The organism is Myxococcus sp. AS-1-15 (assembly GCF_020037055.1).
Classification (GTDB): domain Bacteria; phylum Myxococcota; class Myxococcia; order Myxococcales; family Myxococcaceae; genus Myxococcus; species Myxococcus fulvus.
Genome location: NZ_JAIQDF010000001.1, coordinates 961,458 through 979,755, shown reverse-complemented (window position 1 = coordinate 979,755; position 18,298 = coordinate 961,458). Strand labels below are relative to the sequence as shown.

Below are 18,298 nucleotides of genomic sequence, written 5' to 3'. Positions count from 1 at the left end.
CCAAGCCCTCAGGCTCATTGTCAGAACGCTCCCACTCCAAGGGAACCACGCCGAGCGCCCCCCTTACCGTGTTTTCCCGGGTGGCCGTGTGCCGGGTTCAGGAACGGCCTCTCCCAGAAGCCCCACCGGGGCCTCGCCCCATCCCCCACCCAGCAAGGGTGTAGGCCCTCCACCCCTCTTGGGTGTACACCCACGCCCCGCCCTGTTTGCTTCGGGCGCCCGGGGGTGTTTAGGAGAGAAGCCCCCCGCCGACGCCGCCCCACCGCCATGGCCCAGACGACGCGTTACGCCCATCCCTTCCTGCCCATCACCCGCGCCGACATGCAGGCGCGCGGCTGGGAACAGTGCGACATCATCATCGTGACGGGAGACGCGTACGTGGACCACCCGGCGTTCGGCCCGGTGCTCATCGCCCGCTTCCTGGAAGGCCGGGGCTTCAAGGTGGGCCTCATCCCCCAGCCCGACTGGCACTCGGCCGAGCCCTTCAAGGCCCTGGGCCCGCCGCGCATGTTCTTCGGGGTCGCCGCCGGCAACCTCGACTCCATGCTCAACCGGCTCACCGCGCAGAAGAAGAACCGCTCCGCCGACCAGTACAGCCCCGGCGGCCGCACCAACTGCCGGCCCGACCGCGCCACCATCGTCTACGCCCAGCGCTGCCGCGAGGCCTACCCCGACGTCCCCATCGTCCTCGGCGGCATCGAGGCCAGCCTCCGCCGCATCGCCCACTTCGACTATTGGAGCGAGAAGGTCCGCCGCTCCATCCTCTTCGACGCCAAGGCCGACCTGCTCGTCTTCGGCATGGGCGAGCGCCCCATCATGGAGGTCGCCGACCGGATGCGGAACGGCGAGCGCATCCAGGACATCCGCGACGTGCGCGGCACCGCCTACCTCATCAACGACGAGGAGATGCGCGCCCACGAGGCCGACCCCGCCCGCCGCGCCGCCGACCGCAAGACCGTCGTCCTCCCACCCTACGAGGCCGTCGTCTCCGACAAGCAGGCCTTCGCGGTCATGAGCCGCGACTTCCAGATGGAGACCAACCCCGGCAACGCGCGCCCCCTCGCGCAGCGCCACGGCAACCGCGCCATCTTCATGAACGCCCCCGCCCTCCCGCTCGAGGACGGCGTGGGTGACACCGCCGCCGGCAAGGCCACGGTGGCCATGGACGAGCTGTACGACCTGCCCTTCAACCGCGTCCCCCACCCCATCTACAAGAGCGAGGGCATCCCCGCGTACGAGACGGTGAAGCACTCCATCGTCCTCATGCGCGGCTGCTTCGGCGGCTGCACCTTCTGCTCCATCACCGAGCACGAGGGCCGCGTCATCCAGAGCCGCTCCGCGGAGAGCGTCCTGCGCGAGGTGCGCGCCCTGCGCCGCATGGGTGACTTCCGCGGGACGATTACGGACCTCGGCGGCCCCACCGCCAACATGTACAAGCTCAAGTGCAAGAGCGAGGACATCGAGAAGCGCTGCCGCAAGCTGTCCTGCGTGCACCCGGGCGTGTGCGAGAACCTCCAGACGGACCACGGCCCGCTCATCAGCCTGATGAAGGACGTGCGCGAGGAGGACGGCGTCAAGCACGTCTTCATCGCCAGCGGCGTGCGGTACGACCTGGCCGAGCGCTCCCCCGAGTACGTCAAGGAGCTCGCCGCGCACCACGTGGGCGGCCAGCTCTCCGTGGCGCCCGAGCACGTCTCGCCGCGCGTGCTGGAGAAGATGAAGAAGCCCGGCATCGAGAGCTTCGAGCGCTTCCAGCAGATGTTCGCCTGCGCCAGCGAGGAGGCCGGCAAGGAGCAGTACGACATCCCCTACTTCATCAGCGGGCACCCGGGCTCCACCCTGGAGGACATGGTGGACCTGGCCTTGTGGCTGAAGAAGAACGGCAAGCGCCCCCGTCAGGTGCAGGACTTCATCCCCACCCCCATGGCCATGGCGACGGCCATGTACTTCACCGGCATCGACCCGCTGAAGATGGAGCCCGTCTACACGGCCCAGGGTCTGCGCGAGAAGCGCCTCCAGAAGGCGCTGCTCCTCTACTGGAACCCCGAGCACTGGCCCCTGGCCCGCGAGGCCCTGAAGCAGGCCGGCCGCGCGGACCTCATCGGCCGTGGCCCGCATGCGCTCGTCCCGCCGGAGACTCCCGCCGAGGCCGCTCGACGTCAGCGCACCGAGGAGCGGGATGGGCGCGAGCTGGACGACGCGCCGCGTGAGTCCCAGGCCCCCGCGCCCCGAGGTCCGCGCCGTCCCGGTGGCCCACGCCCCCACGGCTCCAGGGCCCGCTGAGCGAAAAGCGGCCGTCCAGCCGACCGTTTGAATAAACGGCGGTGACGTTCGTCGGGGGGCCACATGCTCCCCTTGATTGCCCTGTTGCTGTTGACCGCGGCGCCGCCGACGCCGCCCCAGGTCACGCCCGAGCCCAAGCCGCCCCCGGAACAGCCCAGACCCCAGTGCATCACCGCCCAGGGGCGCGAGCTGTGCGGCTTCCAGTGCAGGACCAGCGGCTCGAAGGCGGGCTGTGCCCAGACGCCCTATGGGACGTGTCAGGTCCTCCGCGACGAGGTCCACTGCTGGGACCCGCCACGGGTGGCCATCCAGCATCCGCCCCGCACGCCGGTGCGCCCCGAGTGCAAGGCGGTGCGCGGCAAGGTCGACTGCGGCTTCAACTGCCGCATCTTCAATGGCGAGGTGGCGTGCAACTCCACGCCCTACGGGCTCTGCGACACGCACTTCGGCAGGCTGGTCTGCTGGGACCCGCCCGACAGCGTCATCCATGAGTACGCGCAGGCCATGCCCGCGGCCCGCTGCCTCAACGCCTCCGAGGCGATTGCGTGCGGCTTCGACTGCAAGGCCAGCCGCACGGAGGTGCGCTGCACCAACACGCCCCGAGGCGTCTGCACGCTGAACGACCAGCGGCTCACCTGCTTCGACCCGCCCTCCCTCCTGCACTGTGACCACAGCAACCCGCCGCCGCCGCCCAACTGACGGCCCCGTCCCAAGCGGAGTGCTCGCCTCCTCGCTCGCGTGGCTACGAATCCCTGGGGCTCCACGCAGTCTCACGACGCGAGACAAAACCGGTGCGCACGCGCGCAGAGCTTGCACGCCCCGGTTGTGGCACCATTGACGTCGCATCCACTCCCGCGATGCGTGTCGTCTCACCATGCGCACCCCGTTTCTGTCTTCGTCGCGCCGACTCGCGAGCTTCGCGTTCATGGGGCTGTGCCTCATGCTTGGCTGCACCCGCGCGCCCCCGCCGCCGCTCGGGCACGCGGCCTACGTGTGGCAGCGGGACTGGAGCCCGTCGCTCGTCGAGTCCCTCACGCGGATGCCCCCGGAGCTGGGCGCGCTGCGCGTGCTCGCGAGGGAGCGCTCCGGCGACACACGCGCCCCCGTCTCCATCGCGGTGGATGTCGCGGCCCTCGCGAGGACGGGGCGCGACGTCGTGGCGGTGATGCGCGTGGATGGCACCGCGCCCCTCGACGGCATCTCCCTGGAGGAGGTCGCCGCCATCGCCCGCGACTGGAAGGCGCGCGGCGTGCGCGTGCGCGGCGTGGAGCTGGACCATGACTGCGCCACCACCGCCCTGCCCGCATACGCGGACTGGCTCGCGCGTGAGCGGCGCCTGCTCGGCGAGCTGTCCCTGTCCATCACCGCCTTGCCCACCTGGGCCGGCGCGCCCGAGCTGGAGCGCCTGACATCCATCCCCGACGACGTCGTCGTCCAGGTGCACGCCATCCGCGCCCCCACCCTCTTCACCCCCGAGGAGGCGCGCGGCTTCATCGAGCGCTGGTCCCAGGCCACGCGCAGACCCTTCCACGTCGCGCTGCCCACCTACCGCGTGCGTCTGCGCGACGGCACGCCCCTGGTCTCCGAGCCTCGTGAGGTCTCGCGCTTCCTCGCGCAGCTGCGCGCGCGACCGGTGCAGGGCGTGAAGGGGCTCGTGTGGTTCCGCTGGGGCCACGCGGGTGATTCGGAGGCCTGGAGCCCGTCCACGCTGACCGCCGTCCTCCGACAGGAGCCGCTGACGCTCCAGGTGGAGTCCCGGCTGGTGGACGCGGGCGGAGGCACGCTCGACATCGTCCTCGAGAACACGGGCCGCCTGGACGGCGAGGCCCCGGCCCGGCTCACCCTTTCTGGAAACCTGGAGGTCCTCGACGGCGTGGGCGGCTATGCCCCGCGGGGGAGCTCACTCGTGGCGCGCAAGCCTCCCCGCCTGCGCGCCGGCGAGCGACGCGTCGTCGGCTTCGTGCGGGGAAGCGAGGTGTCCCTTGTGGCTCCGTAGCCTGCTGTCCGCCGTGGTCATCCTGGTCGCCCTGACGCCCATCCGCTCCGCGAAGGCCTGTGGCCCCGGCTTCCAGGACCGCCTCCTCGCCGACCGCGCGCTCACGCTCGGCGAGCTGCCCGGTGGGCTCTTCGCGCTGGAGGTCCACCGGCTCCTGCCGAAGCCCTCGGACGCGTTCGCGGTGAACGAGTTCCCCGACGAGCCCCCCGACGCGCGTCAGGGCGCCGGGGCCCGGGAGACCGCGCTGTACGAGGCCGGCGCCAAGGCCTTCACCGCCGGAGACGCCGTGACGGCGCGGGCGCGCTTCCTCGAGGTGCTCGCGCTGCCGGCCGCGGAGCGACGCCGCTTCTCCACCTTCGCCGCGTACATGCTGGGCCGCAACGCGGGCGCCGGCTTCGAGGACGACGCGAAGTACGGCTTCGAGCTCACCCGGCAACTGGTCCGCGAGGGCTTCGACGACCCGCTGGGCCTCGCGGTCTCCAGCCTGGGCATGCAGGCGCGCGTGCTACTCCAGCGTGGGGACGACGTGGGCGCCATCCACCTGTACGCGGAGCAGGCCGCGCACGGCAGCGGGAGCGCGGAGGTGTCGCTGCTCTTCGTCGCGCGCGCCCTCGCCCGCAACCCCGAGCGCCTCCAGGTCGCGCTGAAGGACCCGCTGGCGCAGCGTCTCATGGCCACCTTCGTGTGGACGCGCGGTCGCGAGTCCGCGTGGTCCGAGGAGCCCTCGGCCGGAGGGCTCGGCGCGGTGCTGGACGCGCTGGCCGCGGTGCCGGACCTCGCGGGCGCGGACCGGCTGGCCGCGGGCGCCTGGCGCGCGGGCCGCTTCGACCTGGCCGAGCGCTTCGTCGCCTCCGAGCAGACCCCGCTGGCCTCCTGGGTGAAGGCCAAGCTCGCGCTGCGCCGGGGCGACGCATCCTCCGCGGAGACGTACCTGGCCGAGGCCGTGCGCGGGCTTCCCGAGCGCGAGTGGTGGCATGACTGGTACCTGGACGACACCAACCGCCCCCTGTGCCGCGCGGAGGGAGAGCGCGGCGTGCTCGCGCTGACGCAGGGCCAGTTCACCCGCGCCGCCGAGCGACTGTGGGCGGGCTGCTCCTGGCCGGACGTCGCCTACGTCGCGGAGCGGACGTTGAGCCTGGAGGAGCTCCAGCGCTTCGCGGCCACCCACCCTCGCACGGAGAAGAGCCACTGCGACCTGGTGCCGGAGTCGGAGCCGGAGTCACCCGACAGCGTCGAAGACGGCAACACGTCGCTCGGGATGCCCGAGCGGCTGCACCTGCTGCTCGCGCGGCGACTCCTGCGAGAGGGCCGGCACGACGAGGCCCTGGAGGCCTTCCGCGGCACCGCGGTGGAGGACGCGGCGCGTCGGTACGTGGAGGCGCTGCGCCGCGCCGACAGCGCGTGGGACGACCTGGACCGGGCCGAGGCGCTCTTCGCGGCGGCCAGGCTCGCGCGCTCCGAGGGCATGCGCCTGCTGGGGACCGAGGCCGCGCCGGACTGGGGCTGGGTCGACGGCAACTACGACGTCTCCCGCTATGACCGGGACGACGAGGAAGGGGACGCCACCGAGGACGAGCAGCGGGCCCGCGCGATGTTCCCCCGCGCGTCGCTCATGGGCGCGGAGGAGCAGCGGCTCTCGGCCCTCCACGGCCCTCCCCTCACCGAGCGCTTCCACTACCGGCACGTGGCGGCGCGGCTGGCCCAGCGCGGCGCGGAGCTGCTGCCGCCGCGCAGTCAGGCCTACGCGATGATGCTGTGCCACGCCGCGCTCCACGTCGCCAACCGGGACCCGGCGATGTTCGAGCGCCTGTACCTGACGTACATCCGCAACGGCGCGCGCATCGACGACGTGCAGTGGTCCTTCGGGGCGTCGTGCCTGGAGCCGAACTTCGCGAAGGTCCGCGCCGAGCGCCCCTTCTACGCCCAGGCCCTGCCCCAGCGGCACCGGGTCAAGCTGATGGTCGGCGGGGGCATGCTGCTGCCGACGGTGATGGGCGTCGCCTTCTTCCTGCGCCGCAGGCGCCGCGCCCCCTCCGACTGAACCGGGCACTTCAGCGCGCGCGGAGGATGGCGCGCGCCGGAGCCCCGTCGCCCCCCGCGATTCGCAGCGGCAGACACACCAGCTCGTACGTCCCCTCATGCACCTGGGACAAGTCGAGCCCCTCGATGATGCAGATGCCCGCGTCCAGCAGCGCGCGGTGCGTGGGAACGCCCTCGTCCGGGCTGCCGATGGACAGGTAGTCGATGCCCACCGTGCGCACCCCCAGCTCCGCCAGGTAGCGCGCGCCCTCGAGCGACAGGTACACGAAGTCCGGCTGGAAGGGCTGGGAGGGCCACCGCCGCGCGGAGTTCGCCGTCTTGAAGAGCAGCCGCTCCCCCGGCTGGATTGCGTGCGCCTTCAGCTCCTCCACCTGGATGGCGCGCGCGTCGCGAATCTCCAGCACGCGGGCCACGCCCATCAGCCGGTCGAAGGACAGCGCGTCCACGCCCTCGGCGCCCTTGACGAAGTGCACGGGTGCGTCGACGTGGGTGCCCGAGTGCGCGCCGAAGGACAGGTCCGACACGTTGGCGTCGTCCCCCTTGTCCAAGTCCTGCGAGCGGGTGATGCGCACCTCGGGGTTGTCCGGCCAGTGAACCATGCCGTCGCGCAACGGCACGGAGATGTCCACCCACGGCGACGCAGGGGCGGAGCGGCTCGTCTCGGCAGCGGTCTCCATGACTCTGAATCCTGGCCATCCCCCGCGCGCCGCGCCGACGGCCACGGGGCCCGGCCCCCTGCTCGCCCCGAGGCCGGACGAGCCGCCACCCGCACCTCGCGAATAACGAGACAGCCGAAGGCGCGAAGGTCCGCGTCGAGCGTCCACGCAGGGACATCCGACCACCTTTTCTCCTCGGGAGGGGTCGGCTAGGGTGCGCCGCCCTTCACGGTTCACAGGAGCACAGAAGATGCCGAGGACGTCCCAGGAGCAGACCCAGGAGCGACACGCGTTCCTGCTCACCCTCTTCCGCCAGCAGCCGGACATCAGCAGCAAGGACGCGCTGGAGTCCTTCAAGACGAAGTTCGGGGCGACCATCAACCTGAAGACCTTCAACCAGCTGCGCGCGGAGGCCGAGGAGGAGGTGGCCGCCGCCGCCCCGGTGGCGGCCGAGGAGCCCGAGGTCGAGGTGGACAGCACGCCCGAGCCCACCGTCGATGACGCCGCCCTGCAGCTCAAGGCCGCCGCCAACCCGGAGGCCCTCAACGGCGCCGCCGCCCCGGCCAAGAAGCCGAAGGCCAAGGGCAACGGCCCCAAGAACGTCTTCGTGGACGCGCCCAAGGAGCACCTGACCTTCCTGGAAGGCATCGTGCAGCAGCTCCAGGAGGCGGGCGCCGCCAACGTCCGCATCGACCACTCCACGGACCGCTGGATGGTCCTCGTGGTGGACGCGAAGTAGGCCCCGACGGTCCGGGCTCCCCGTCGAACGTGGGGGCCCGGCGCGTCAGCGACGCAAGAGCTCCAGGGCGCGCTGGAAGTCCGCCGGAAGCGCGGCCTGGACTCGCACCAGCTCCCCGTTCAACGGGCCCGGCAGCTCCAGCTGGAATGCATGGAGCGCCTGTCGGCCCAGGGCCTTCGCCGCGGGGTGCTCGCGGGCGGCCTCGGTGCCGTAGAGCGAGTCCCCCAACACCGGGAAGCCCGCCTCGGAGAGCTGCACGCGAATCTGGTGCGTGCGCCCCGTGTCCAGGTCCACCGCCAGGAGGGCGGCCCCCGCGAAGCGCTCGCGCACCTCGAAGGAGAGCGCCGCCCTGCGCGCGGAGTGCACCCGGGTGGTGAAGCGGCGCGGGTCCTTCGGGTCTCTCGTGTAGGGCCCCTCCAGGCGCCCCTGCTCCGGCGGGTGGCCCAGGACGAGCGTCCGGTAGCGCTTGTCCACCTGCTTCTGCTGGAAGGCACGCAGGAGCGCCGCCGCCGCGGTGTCCGTGCGCGCGAAGGCCAGACACCCGCTGGTCTCCCGGTCCAACCGGTGCACCACGCCGGGCAGCGCCTGTCCCTCCACGTCGAAGGGTGGGCGCTGGCTCGCGAGCAGGTCCACCACGGAGGCCGCGCGCCCCTCGGGCTCCACCACGAGCCCGGGCGGCTTGTCGATGATGACCAGGGCCGCGTCGTCGTGGAGCACCGCCAGCGCGGGCCCCTCGACGGGCGGGCGCGTGGGGGCCTTGGGCTCGGGACGCTCCAGCTCGATTTCCTCGCCGCCCCACAGCTTGCGCGTGGGCTGACACTTCTTGCCGCGGATGCGCACCCCGCCCGACGCGATGAGGGCGCGGGCGCGCTCCAGCGAGAAGCCGGGCACGTGCTTGGAGACGAAACGGTCCAGCCGCTCTCCCGCGACCTCATGCGGGACGAGGAGTTTCTGCTGCGCCATGTCCACCCCGTCCCTCATGCGCCGCGGGGAGTCAACGCCCACGTGGCGCCACCTACCCCTGGAGTCCCCCTACGCTCCGCCCGCCGCGCGTGTCACACCCGGAAAGGCTCGCGATGCGACAGGCCGGGTCGCGGCTGACCAGCGAGGCCGATGACTTGTCATTCGTTGACTTTCAGACACGGAGCGTATGACAGTGTTTATCCGGGCTCGAACCAGGCCCGCTCTGAGGGGGAGCTCATGGATTTGACGCACAGTCGCATCGCGACACGTCTCGTCGTTCTCGCAGGATGCCTGTCTTTGCTGCCCGGATGCCCGTGGGTCATCAAGCCCACGCCCAAGCCCAGGAGCATCGAGGAGCAGCGCGAGGTCGTGATGGCGGCCTTCCAGAAGCGTCCGCCTCACGAGGACTTCGTGATGCTGGACCTGGCCGATGACGACCAGTACGAGTACGCGCGCCACCGGCTCCAGGAGGCCGCCGCCGCGCAGGCCACCCAGGGCGGTCAGGACACGCCGGGGCCGACGGTGGCCCGCGACTTCGCGCGCGCGCTGAAGACACTGGAGATCGCCCGGGCCAAGGCGGTGCGGGGAGGCCCGCGCCCCAAGCCCACCGACTGGGACTGCGACCACTTCATCCACGTGAACGACTCGCGCACGTTGGGCGGTGGCAAGGTGCAGCAGGCGGACAAGGCGCAGGACCAGCGGCCCTCGTTGATCCTCAACCCCTACGCCACGTGCGCGGGCGGCGCGACGCACGTCTTCACGGACGTGACGGCGTACGACAGTGATTTGTCCGGCAAGAAGCTGACGGTGCTGGCCAAGAGCGCCAACGAGGAGCACAACGACGGCAAGACGTTCGACGACACGGCGGTGTCGGTGCGCCCGTCGATGGCGCCGGAGAGCAAGGTCGTCGTGGAGTCGCTGATGGTGGCGCACAACGACCAGACGGGCGAGGAGCACGTCTCGTTCGCGAGCCTGGACACGACGCTGGCGCCCGAGCCGGTGAGCTTCACGATGGACCACCCGCGCTTCGCGAGCAACGAGCCCCGCTCGAACATCAACCTCACCACGTGCCAGCTGCGCGGCGGCGCGGACTGTGACTACGCCATGGTGACCAACGCCCAGGGCACGCTGGCACCATACCCCCAGACCCCGGTGGGGCTGGCGTTGCGCAAGACGGGCAACCCCTGGACGGGAGACCCCGCGGCCTACTTCCCGTTCCAGACGGGGCAGACCTTCGACATCACCAACATCTACGTCCCCACGCAGCTCACGTTCGACGCGGGCGCGATGTCACAGCCGTGCACCATCCAGGCGATGAAGAACGGCCCGACGACGACGCGGATGCGCCTCATCAAGACGGACTCGGGCGGCACCTGCACGACGCTCGCGGACCTGTCGGACCTGTTCGCCATCAATGGGAAGACGGCGAGCATCCAGCGGCTGGTCAACCTGTCGCAGAACACCACGGCCAATGGTGGCACGGGCTGCACGATGGAGAAGATCGTCAACGAGCCGGTGGTGATGTCGATGACCCTCTACTCGATGGCGACGTGTGGCGGCGCCGCCGCGGTGCCGCGCCTGACGACCTTCACGAGCACGGCGCTGCCCACCAACCCCTTCAACCTCAACGTGCTCAACAGCTGCATGGCGGAGGGCACGAAGGTGACGCTCGCGGACGGGACGCGGGCCCCCATCGAGACGCTGAAGGTGGGCGACAAGGTCCGCTCCAACGCGAGCGGCCGGGTGCTGACGGTGCAGGACTTCATCTTCGGGCGGGAGCCCAAGCCGCTGGTGCGGCTGCGCGATGACCAGGGCCACGACGTGCGGCTGACGGAGAAGCACCCGGTGCTGCTCACCTCCGGGCTCGTGGTGCCCGCGGACAAGGTCCAGGTGAAGGACCAGGTGCGCACCGAGTCCGGCACGGCCTTCATCACCGCCACCGAGCGCGTGCCGTACGACGGCAAGGTCTACAACCTCAAGCTGGGCACGGCCGAGGAGCTCGAGTCGCTCGGCCCCAACGAGCGGACCCTGTTCGCCGATGGCGTGCTCGTGGGCGACGACACCATGCAGCGCGAGCTGACCTCGCCGCGCCGCGCGTCGGCCACGCCGTAGTCCCCTGCGTCGGGGTTGAGGCGCATCTCCACCCCGACGTGCTTTGTCGCGCCGCGGTCGCCGCTTCGGCCATGACGGCCGCTTTGTCGCCCTCGGCGCGAGTCCTCGCCGAGCCCGTGAACACGCCGGGAGCGCGCCTTCGTCCAGGCGTGCCGCCGGAGGCCCAGGACGAGCGAGCCACGGGAGGCGCGAAGCGGAGGCAGGGGGCGCTGCATTTCGCCAGCGCGCGTCAGCCGAAGGCCGAGAGCCGCGATGCCGCCAGGATGGCCGCCGCGGTGCTCCTGCCCGAGGCCGCGGCGCCCTCCATGTAGCCCTGGGCCTCGTAGAACGAGCTGGTGTGCTCGCCCGCGAAGAACAGGTGGCCCACGGGGGGCGCCTCGTAGCCCGCCAGGCTCGTGAACTGTCCCGGGCCGTAGGCCGTGTAGCTGCCCAGCGTGAAGGGGGAGCTCGGCCAGTGCTCCAGGTGCGCGAGGATGCGCCGGTCCACGCCGCGCTTCACCGCGCTCGCGGTGCCCGGCACCACCCGGTTCATCGCCGCCACGAAGCGCTCGGCCTCCAGCGCCACGTTGCCCGGGTCCATCGCCGCGCCGCGCGCTCCGCTCGCGTAGTCCGTCAGCACCGCGTCCCTCGTCGTGGCCCGGCTCGGGTTCGTCTCCCACGTCGCCTGGTGGTGCATCAGGTCCGAGTACGTCGCGCCGCTGCCCCCGCCCGCGCGCCACACCGGCCCCTGGTAGCCCACCATCATCTTCGCGTTGGTGCCGTAGCCCAGCTCCTGGATGACCTTCGTCTTCCAGGGCGGCAGCCCCAGCGAGCCATCCAGCGCCACGCGCCGCAGGGTGGTGAAGGGCACGGCAAGCACCACGACGTCATAGGTCGCGGTGAAGTTCCAGGAGTCCCGCCGCAGCGACAGGGCCAGCGCTCCCGCGGGCGTCCTGCGTACGGCCTCCAGTCGCTCGCCCCAGCGGACCTGACCGGGCAGGCGCGCGGCCAGCTCGCGAGGAATCTGCTGATTGCCGCCGAGCAGCCGGTAGCGCTCATCGCTCTCGCCATAGGGCTCGAAGCGGCGACACTGCTCCGTCCCAATCAGGAACAGCAGGTTGAGACAGCTCAGCGTGTCCGCCGTCCGTCCATACTCCGCTTCGTACGCGGCGATGATGGCGGCCGATATCAGGGGCCCCGCGTCGCGGGACTCCAGATAGGTCATCAGGTCCATCACGTCGAAGGCGCGATCCACGGGCGTATGTCGCGCGGCCGTGGGCGCGTCGGAGAGCCGTGACAGGTCCTGGCGGATGGCGGCGATGAGCGGGCAGTACTCCGCCAGGATGGCGGACTCCGCGTACCGCTGCCCTCCGAAGAAGTACGTCACCTCGCCGTGGAACCGCGCGAGGTCCTCTCGCTCCAGATGGAACTGGCGCGCGTAGCCCAGCATCGTCGTGTGTCCGGAGTCGATGAACTCCCCACCCCGCTCCACGACCTGTCCCGGGAACGTGATGGGTCCGCCGAACGCGCCGCCCATCGAGCACACCCGGCCACCCGTGCGCTCACTCGCCTCGTGCACCGTGGCGATGACGCCCGCGCGCCGCAGCTCGTAGGCACACGCGAGTCCGGCGAGCCCCGCGCCGACGATTCCCACCCGCGGCGATGGGAGCGCATTCGCCTCCCGCGCCCGCGCGCTCCCGACGGCGAGCCCCAGCCCCAGGGCCGTCAGCCCCTTCAACACGGAGCGGCGGTCCACGCCGCGCCGGGCCTCGGACGGAAGGGTGACCTCGCGTCGCGTGATGGAAGCGGCGAGTGCCTTCCGGGTGGTCTGGCGGAAAGAATCGAAGAGCGCGGTGCGGGGCATGCGGGGCTCCAGGAGGTGCGAGGACGACTGCCCTCTCCTTCCGGGGCCCGCCTTCTGGCGCAGCGCCGACCTAAGGCGTGCCCTTCACCGGACACCCCGAATGTGAAGCAGCGCGCCCTTTTCCGACGCACCCAACCCCGCTAACGCCGCCCGCACGCAGACAGCGTCATGCCCAGGGCCCCATGCGTTGCAGAATCGCCGACCGCCCGGTGCCTTGTTCGTGGCTGTACTTCCGCGAATTCGACGACGGGCGCGGGCATCCGACGTTGCCTGTCGTCGCTGATGAAATCTCCGTGGATGCGGAGACCTTCGTCGCGAGCCTGGCGTCCTCCTATGAAGACTACGCCCAGGATGACAAAACCCACGGGGCGCGGGAGGACGACGAGGACATCCTGCGGTTGCGAGCACTCGGGTGGCCGCCCCTGACCGGGTTGGTCGAGCGGCACGCCCACGTCCTGGAGACCTTCATCGCCAGACACATCGGTTACGACGTCATCCAGTGCCTGTTCCCGCCCGCGGCGGGAGCGAGTCCCCGCTACCTGATTGACAGTGTCGAGCGCGCCCGCATCGCTGCCCAGGTCATCACCCTGAGGGGCCGGGCCATCGCCGTCCCCCGCGCGACAGCCACGTCCTCATGACCCGGCGTGGCTCGCGCGCCCCACCCCGCGTCGGCCTTCCGCGTTGCGCCAGCCCGTGTCGCGGTGAGGCCGCCCACCGTTGAGCCGGTGCTTCGACTTGCGCCGAAGGAAGCTGCTCGCATCCGCGCGGCGGTAACAGGTGAGGAGGCGCTCGTCGTCGCTCACCAACACAATCCAGCCACGCGCCTGCCGCGCGAGAGACGAGTCGCGCAGGGCCCGCGAGAGGTCTCGCTCCAGCACCGTGACGTGCGTCGCTCCCGCCGCGCGGACCCGCAGGCCGTAGTCGAGGATGAAGTCCAGGACCTCCTGACGCAGCATCCCGCGCGCGCTGTGCTCCAGGAACGTGAAGGTGGGGAGAGTCGGGCGGGAACTGGACGGGCGACACCGGGCCATGGGGCTTCCTCCTGTTGCCTCCCCTCCTCTTCACATGCCGTTCCAAGCCACCCCCTACGAGATTCCAGGGGGTTGCGGGCTCAACGCCCGGGCCGCGCGAGACATTTCGTCAATGCGCCGCCGCCCGCGTGACAGCGCGACGCACGCCCCTCCGTCACTCCGGCGGAATCAGCACCGCAGGCTCCACTGTGCTCCCGCGCCGCCAGGACTCCCACCCACGAAGCAGCCGCGGATACAGCGCGCGGAAGGCGACGAACCACACGACGCCCGCGAGCAGGTCGACCGCGTAGTGGTAGCGCAGCACCAGCGTGGAGACGAAGAGCAACACCGCCACCGGCAACATCCCCCGGAAGCGCCACGGATGCGCGAGCCTGTCGTGCGCGAGCAACACCAGCGTGATGTACACGTGCAGGCTCGGGAACAGGTCGTAGGTGGACGAGCCATGGGACACGACGGCCGCGTTCAGCCAGGTCACCCACCCTCCCTCCACGGGCACGGTGAACAGCTCGGGATACGCCGCCACGGGTCCCACCGCGGGCACCAGGTAGTAGCCCACGAGCCCCGGCACGTAGGCGGAGAAGACCTGACCGAAGAACGCCTCCGCGCGCTCCCGCGAGCCCACCACCGCCCACGCCATGGACAGGTGCAGGTAGACGTGGAACGACAGGTAGCTCGCGCTGAACACGTCGTTCACGGCCGGCGAGCTCCAGCGCTGCAGCCACACCGACGGCGTGCTCCCACCGAACACCCACGCGTCCAGGCCGAACAACACGGCATCCCTCGTCGGAAGCCCGAGCGCCGGGAGGGTGTCCTTCACCGACGCATAGAAGAAGAACGTCGCCGCATAGGCGCACAGCAATCGGACGCGGAAGGCGTGTCCCCAGCGCTCCAGACGCGCGAGCCCCACCACCGCGAGGATGAACAGGAGCGTCGCGCCGAGCACCTGGAGGAAGACCGCCGAGCCCGCTCCCGCGACGACGAGGAGCCCACACGACAGCACGACCCCGAAGCCCGCGAGCAACCCCTCGTGCAGGAAGGGACGCTCAGACATCCGGGGACGCGGCGCGCCGGGCCTCGCGCATCAGCGAGCCACTCAGCACGCCGCGGACGAACGAGAAGTACGACGGGATGAAGGGCGCGCCCTGCGCGACGAGCCCGGCCCGCAGGGACTGGTGCAGCACGGGCAGGTTGTACCAGGGCACCCGCGGATACAGGTGATGCTCCAGGTGGTAGTTCTCGTTGCACATGAAGAAGCGCGTCACCGGATTGGAGAGGATGGTCCGCGAGCCCCGGACCGGATGCGTATTCTCCGTCAGGAAGGTGTGCTGGCTCATGCCCCGGATGTTGACCAGCGTGTTGATGATGACCATGGGCAGCACCCACGCATGCAGCAACACCTGCCACGGCACGAAGCGCGCCGCGAGAACACCCGCCACGAGCACCACGGCGACCTCGAACGCAATCCATCGCCGCTCGGGCGGCGTGCCATGCTTGAAGCCCAGGATGGGAATCATCGTGATGTACGCGGGGTAGCCGAGCAGCAGCCGGCCCAGGTGCATCGCCAGCTCCAGCCAACGCCGCCCCGTGTAGTTCGCGTAGTGGTCGGGGTCCAGGCCACCACCCAAATCGCGGTGGTGCCGCAGGTGCAACACCTTGTAGGCCGCGAAGTTCTGGAGCACGGGCCAGGCACACAGCATCCCGCCCAGTCGATTCAGCCAGGGCCGCGAGGACAACCCACCATGCACCGCCTCGTGGGTGAACAGGCTGATGCCGTGCAGCGCGGCGGCCGAGACCAGGTACAGCGGCAGCCGGACGAGCCAGCTCGCCACCGAGTCACCGTCCCTCGCCAGCAGGACGACGAGCCACGCAGACACGCCCTGGAGCAGGAGGAACAGGACGAGCCGGGGCAGATGACGGGCGTCGACCCGCTCCAGCTCGCGCAGGGACTCGGGGGACAGCACTGCGGAGGGCGTGGGCATGGCGCGTCCTGATGACTTACAATCCCGCTCCGAGTCGAAGCAACCCTCGCCCCCCACCCGGCCTTGAGCGCACCTCTCCCTCGTCTGAAGTTCGCCGTCGTCCGCGAAGACCCGGCGCTGGAGCAGGCGCTCATCGAGCACACCCGGGCCCGCGCGCTCCTCACCGTCGCCTCCGGCGGCTGCACCCTGCTGACGCTGGCGAAGGACAACCCCACGCTCGAGCTGGTGGGCTTCGACTTCAACCCGAGGCAGTTGGAGCACGTGAAGGAGAAGGCGCGCTGCCTGGGCACCGCCGCGCCCCAGCACTTCAACGTGCTCTCCAACGACGCCGCGGGGCTGAATCAGCGCGGCGAGTTCGAGGGGCTGTTCCGCACGCTGCGCCTCTTCGTGGAGGAGTTCGTCGCGCCCCGCCGCGAGCTCAACACGTTCTTCGACCCCGGCGTCCCCGAGTCGGAGCGCGAAGCCTTGCGCGCCGGCTGGTTCGCGTCGCACTACTGGCCCGTGGCCTTCCAGCTCGCGTTCGCGGACCCGCTCCTGCACGCCATGTTCGGCCCCGCGGCCACCCAGCACGCCCGCCCCGGCTCCTATCCCGGCTACTTCCAGGCGCTGTTCGAGCGGGGACTGCGACGCGAGGACGCCTGCCGAAATCCGTATCTGCAGCACGTGCTGCTCGGCGCCTACCGCCCCGGCGACGCGCCCGGCTACCTGCGCGCCACCGCGCCGCTCCAGGTCTGCCTGGTGCAAGGCTCGCTGCCGGACGTGCCCGACCTGGGCCGCTTCGACGTCATCTCCCTGTCCAACATCTTCGACTGGTCCGATGACACGCTCGTCGAAGCGTGGGCCACGCTGCTGTCGCGGAAGGCCCGCCCCGGCTGCGCCGTGCTGCTGCGCCAGCTCAACAACCAACGCGACCTGAGGCGCTTCTTCGCCCCTGCCTTCGAGTTCGACGACGCGCTCGGCGCGCGGCTCCAGGCCCAGGACCGCAGCCTGTTCTACGAGCGCGTCGAGGTCGGGTTCCGACGGACGTCGGGCACATGAGCGGCATCCGCTACGTGGTGCTCCGGCCCGACACGCTCGGGCCCTATGTCGAGCGGCTGCGAAGGCTGGAGCGCGGAATCGAGTACCCCATCGCCGACGGCGCCGACCACTTCTTCATCGACCACGGCCCCGAGTACCACCCCTTCTTCTCGTCCATGGGGGAGGCGTACTTCCTGCTCGCCCTGCGCGGCGAGGAGCTGCTCGGCTCGGTGACGGGAATCCTGCGGCAGGTCCACCGGGGCCCCCGCGCCCTGCCCGGGTTCTACATCTGCGACCTCAAGGTCGCGCCCCACGCGCGCGGCTCGGGGCTGGCCCGAGGACTCATCCTCCGGGGGCTCACCCACCTGTTCCGAATCCCCGCCCTGCGCGGCATCCGGTTCCTCTACGGCGCCGCCATGCGAGGCGCGCGGGGCGACGTCATGCGCACCGCGCGCGGCTGGAACCCGCTGCGGATGGGACGCCCCCAGAGCCGGCTCGCGCTCTACTTCACGCCGCCCGCGCGCCTGGCCACGTTGGAACTGGCGGACGCGCCCGGGTGTCCACGGGGTGAGGGGCTGGTGCTCGGCCCCGCGCCAACCCGCCGGCTCGAGGGCGCGGGGTGGTGCACCACCTCCGGGAGCAAGGACCTCCAGTTGATGTCGACACAAGCCCCCTGGCCGCTCGTGCACCTGGCCGCGCCGCCGTCGGCGTGGACCCGGGGATGGGGGCACTACCTCAAGACCTGCGGCGAGGAGCTCACCGCGCACAGCCCCCAGTCGCTCGCCTGCTTCGTCATCGACGAGCGTCTGGAGGACCACGTCCGCTGGCTGCGAGGACAAGGGGTCTCCCCTGACGCGGCGTGCACCGTCTACTCTCTCGACCTCACCCGCCTTAAAGGGTCCCCGGCATGGGTGCACCTTCCCTCCTCCGAAATCTGAACCTGCGCCACCACGTCGGCGCGCTGAAGGCCGAGTGGAACGCGAGGGAGTCCTCCGCCTACCTGCGCGCGCTGCGGGACGGCACCTTCGAGCGGGGGGACTTCGCCGAGACACAGCGTCAGTTCTTCGCCGCGGTGGCGCACTTCACGCGGCCCATGGCCGTACTCGCCAGCCGGCTTCCCCGTCCCGAGCTGCGCCTGCCGCTGGTGGAGAACGTCTTCGACGAGCACGGCCGGGGCACGCTCTCCCACGGCCATGAGCACACGTTCCGCCTGTTGCTCGAGCGACTCGGGGCCTCGCTCGACGGGCTCCACGACGACACGTCCTGGCCGGAGGTGCGCAAGTTCAACGTCGCGCTGACGGGCATCGCCGCCTTCGAGTCCACGCACACCGGGCTCGCGGTGTTCGGCATCATCGAGGACCTGTTCAGCGGCATCTCCCTGGAGCTGGGGCAGGGCATCGTGGCGCGCGGGTGGCTCGCGGCGGACCAGGTGGTGCACTACCCCACGCACGCGACGCTCGACGAGGAGCACGCGGACGGGTTCTACCGCCAGCTCGACGCGCCCTTCGCGAGCGACGCCTCGGCCCGGCGGGACATCCAGCAGGGGCTCCTGCTCGGAGGACACCTCTTCCTCGGCCTCTACGACGACCTCCACCGCGCCCGCCGTCGTCGGGCGTGACACGGCCCGCCCGCGTCCACC

16 protein-coding genes are annotated in these 18,298 nt (G+C 71.0%); 10 read left to right on the top strand and 6 right to left on the bottom strand.

Features of this window, described 5'->3' with window-relative positions:
* Positions 1-267: 267 nt before the first annotated feature.
* From K8625_RS04095 to K8625_RS04080, 4 genes are all read left to right on the top strand, one after another.
* Positions 268-2,283, top strand: coding sequence for a YgiQ family radical SAM protein (locus K8625_RS04095; protein WP_223781891.1), 2,016 nt, complete (start codon positions 268-270; stop codon positions 2,281-2,283).
* Positions 2,284-2,346: 63 nt separating this feature from the next.
* Positions 2,347-2,982 (top strand): hypothetical protein, encoded by a 636-nt coding sequence (locus K8625_RS04090; RefSeq protein ID WP_223781890.1) that lies wholly within the window; start codon positions 2,347-2,349, stop codon positions 2,980-2,982.
* 175 nt (positions 2,983-3,157) lie between these two features.
* Positions 3,158-4,279 carry a DUF3142 domain-containing protein gene (locus K8625_RS04085; RefSeq protein ID WP_223781889.1) on the top strand — a complete coding sequence of 374 codons (1,122 nt, stop codon included), beginning with the start codon at positions 3,158-3,160 and terminating at the stop codon, positions 4,277-4,279.
* A complete protein-coding gene (locus K8625_RS04080) occupies positions 4,266-6,320 on the top strand; it encodes a hypothetical protein (protein ID WP_223781888.1) in 2,055 nt (684 codons plus the stop codon). The genes K8625_RS04085 and K8625_RS04080 overlap by 14 nt, the downstream gene beginning before the upstream one ends.
* A gap of 10 nt (positions 6,321-6,330) precedes the next feature.
* Here K8625_RS04080 and K8625_RS04075 read toward each other — a convergent pair whose 3' ends face one another.
* Positions 6,331-6,996, bottom strand: a complete 666-nt coding sequence (locus tag K8625_RS04075; protein WP_223781887.1) for a cyclase family protein — start codon at positions 6,994-6,996, stop codon at positions 6,331-6,333.
* 229 nt (positions 6,997-7,225) lie between these two features.
* Here K8625_RS04075 and K8625_RS04070 point away from each other — a divergent pair, with 229 nt between their 5' ends.
* Positions 7,226-7,714 (top strand): hypothetical protein, encoded by a 489-nt coding sequence (locus K8625_RS04070; RefSeq protein ID WP_223781886.1) that lies wholly within the window; start codon positions 7,226-7,228, stop codon positions 7,712-7,714.
* A gap of 45 nt (positions 7,715-7,759) precedes the next feature.
* Here the strand turns inward: K8625_RS04070 and K8625_RS04065 are convergent, their stop codons facing one another.
* Positions 7,760-8,677 carry an RluA family pseudouridine synthase gene (locus K8625_RS04065; protein WP_223781885.1) on the bottom strand — a complete coding sequence of 306 codons (918 nt, stop codon included), beginning with the start codon at positions 8,675-8,677 and terminating at the stop codon, positions 7,760-7,762.
* A 297-nt stretch (positions 8,678-8,974) separates the two neighbouring features.
* Here K8625_RS04065 and K8625_RS04060 point away from each other — a divergent pair, with 297 nt between their 5' ends.
* On the top strand, positions 8,975-10,789 hold the full coding sequence (locus K8625_RS04060; protein WP_223781884.1) for a Hint domain-containing protein: 1,815 nt from the start codon (positions 8,975-8,977) through the stop codon (positions 10,787-10,789).
* Between the two features lie 229 nt (positions 10,790-11,018).
* Here K8625_RS04060 and K8625_RS04055 read toward each other — a convergent pair whose 3' ends face one another.
* The gene (locus K8625_RS04055) at positions 11,019-12,632 is read right to left on the bottom strand and encodes an FAD-dependent oxidoreductase (RefSeq protein WP_223781883.1); all 1,614 of its coding nucleotides are present in this window, start codon (positions 12,630-12,632) and stop codon (positions 11,019-11,021) included.
* Positions 12,633-12,814: 182 nt separating this feature from the next.
* On the opposite strand from K8625_RS04055, the gene K8625_RS04050 reads away from it, so the two are divergent.
* Positions 12,815-13,270 carry a hypothetical protein gene (locus tag K8625_RS04050; RefSeq protein WP_223781882.1) on the top strand — a complete coding sequence of 152 codons (456 nt, stop codon included), beginning with the start codon at positions 12,815-12,817 and terminating at the stop codon, positions 13,268-13,270.
* Here the strand turns inward: K8625_RS04050 and K8625_RS04045 are convergent.
* The 3 genes from K8625_RS04045 to K8625_RS04035 form a co-directional block, all read right to left on the bottom strand.
* A complete protein-coding gene (locus tag K8625_RS04045; protein ID WP_223781881.1) occupies positions 13,265-13,663 on the bottom strand; it encodes a hypothetical protein in 399 nt (132 codons plus the stop codon). The two genes, K8625_RS04050 and K8625_RS04045, sit on opposite strands and share 6 nt — an antisense overlap.
* 154 nt (positions 13,664-13,817) lie before the next feature.
* Positions 13,818-14,714, bottom strand: a complete 897-nt coding sequence (locus K8625_RS04040; RefSeq protein WP_223781880.1) for a phosphatase PAP2 family protein — start codon at positions 14,712-14,714, stop codon at positions 13,818-13,820.
* Positions 14,707-15,642 carry a fatty acid desaturase gene (locus K8625_RS04035; protein ID WP_223781879.1) on the bottom strand — a complete coding sequence of 312 codons (936 nt, stop codon included), beginning with the start codon at positions 15,640-15,642 and terminating at the stop codon, positions 14,707-14,709. Before K8625_RS04035 ends, K8625_RS04040 begins: the two co-directional genes overlap by 8 nt.
* Before the next feature lie 63 nt (positions 15,643-15,705).
* Between K8625_RS04035 and K8625_RS04030 the strand changes: the two genes are divergently transcribed.
* The 3 genes from K8625_RS04030 to K8625_RS04020 are packed head-to-tail and all read left to right on the top strand — an operon-like array spanning position 15,706 to position 18,277.
* On the top strand, positions 15,706-16,680 hold the full coding sequence (locus K8625_RS04030) for a DUF3419 family protein (RefSeq protein ID WP_223745250.1): 975 nt from the start codon (positions 15,706-15,708) through the stop codon (positions 16,678-16,680).
* The gene (locus K8625_RS04025; RefSeq protein ID WP_223781878.1) at positions 16,677-17,597 is read left to right on the top strand and encodes a GNAT family N-acetyltransferase; all 921 of its coding nucleotides are present in this window, start codon (positions 16,677-16,679) and stop codon (positions 17,595-17,597) included. Before K8625_RS04030 ends, K8625_RS04025 begins: the two co-directional genes overlap by 4 nt.
* A complete protein-coding gene (locus K8625_RS04020; protein WP_223781877.1) occupies positions 17,567-18,277 on the top strand; it encodes an iron-containing redox enzyme family protein in 711 nt (236 codons plus the stop codon). The genes K8625_RS04025 and K8625_RS04020 overlap by 31 nt, the downstream gene beginning before the upstream one ends.
* The last annotated feature ends 21 nt before the right edge of the window (positions 18,278-18,298 follow it).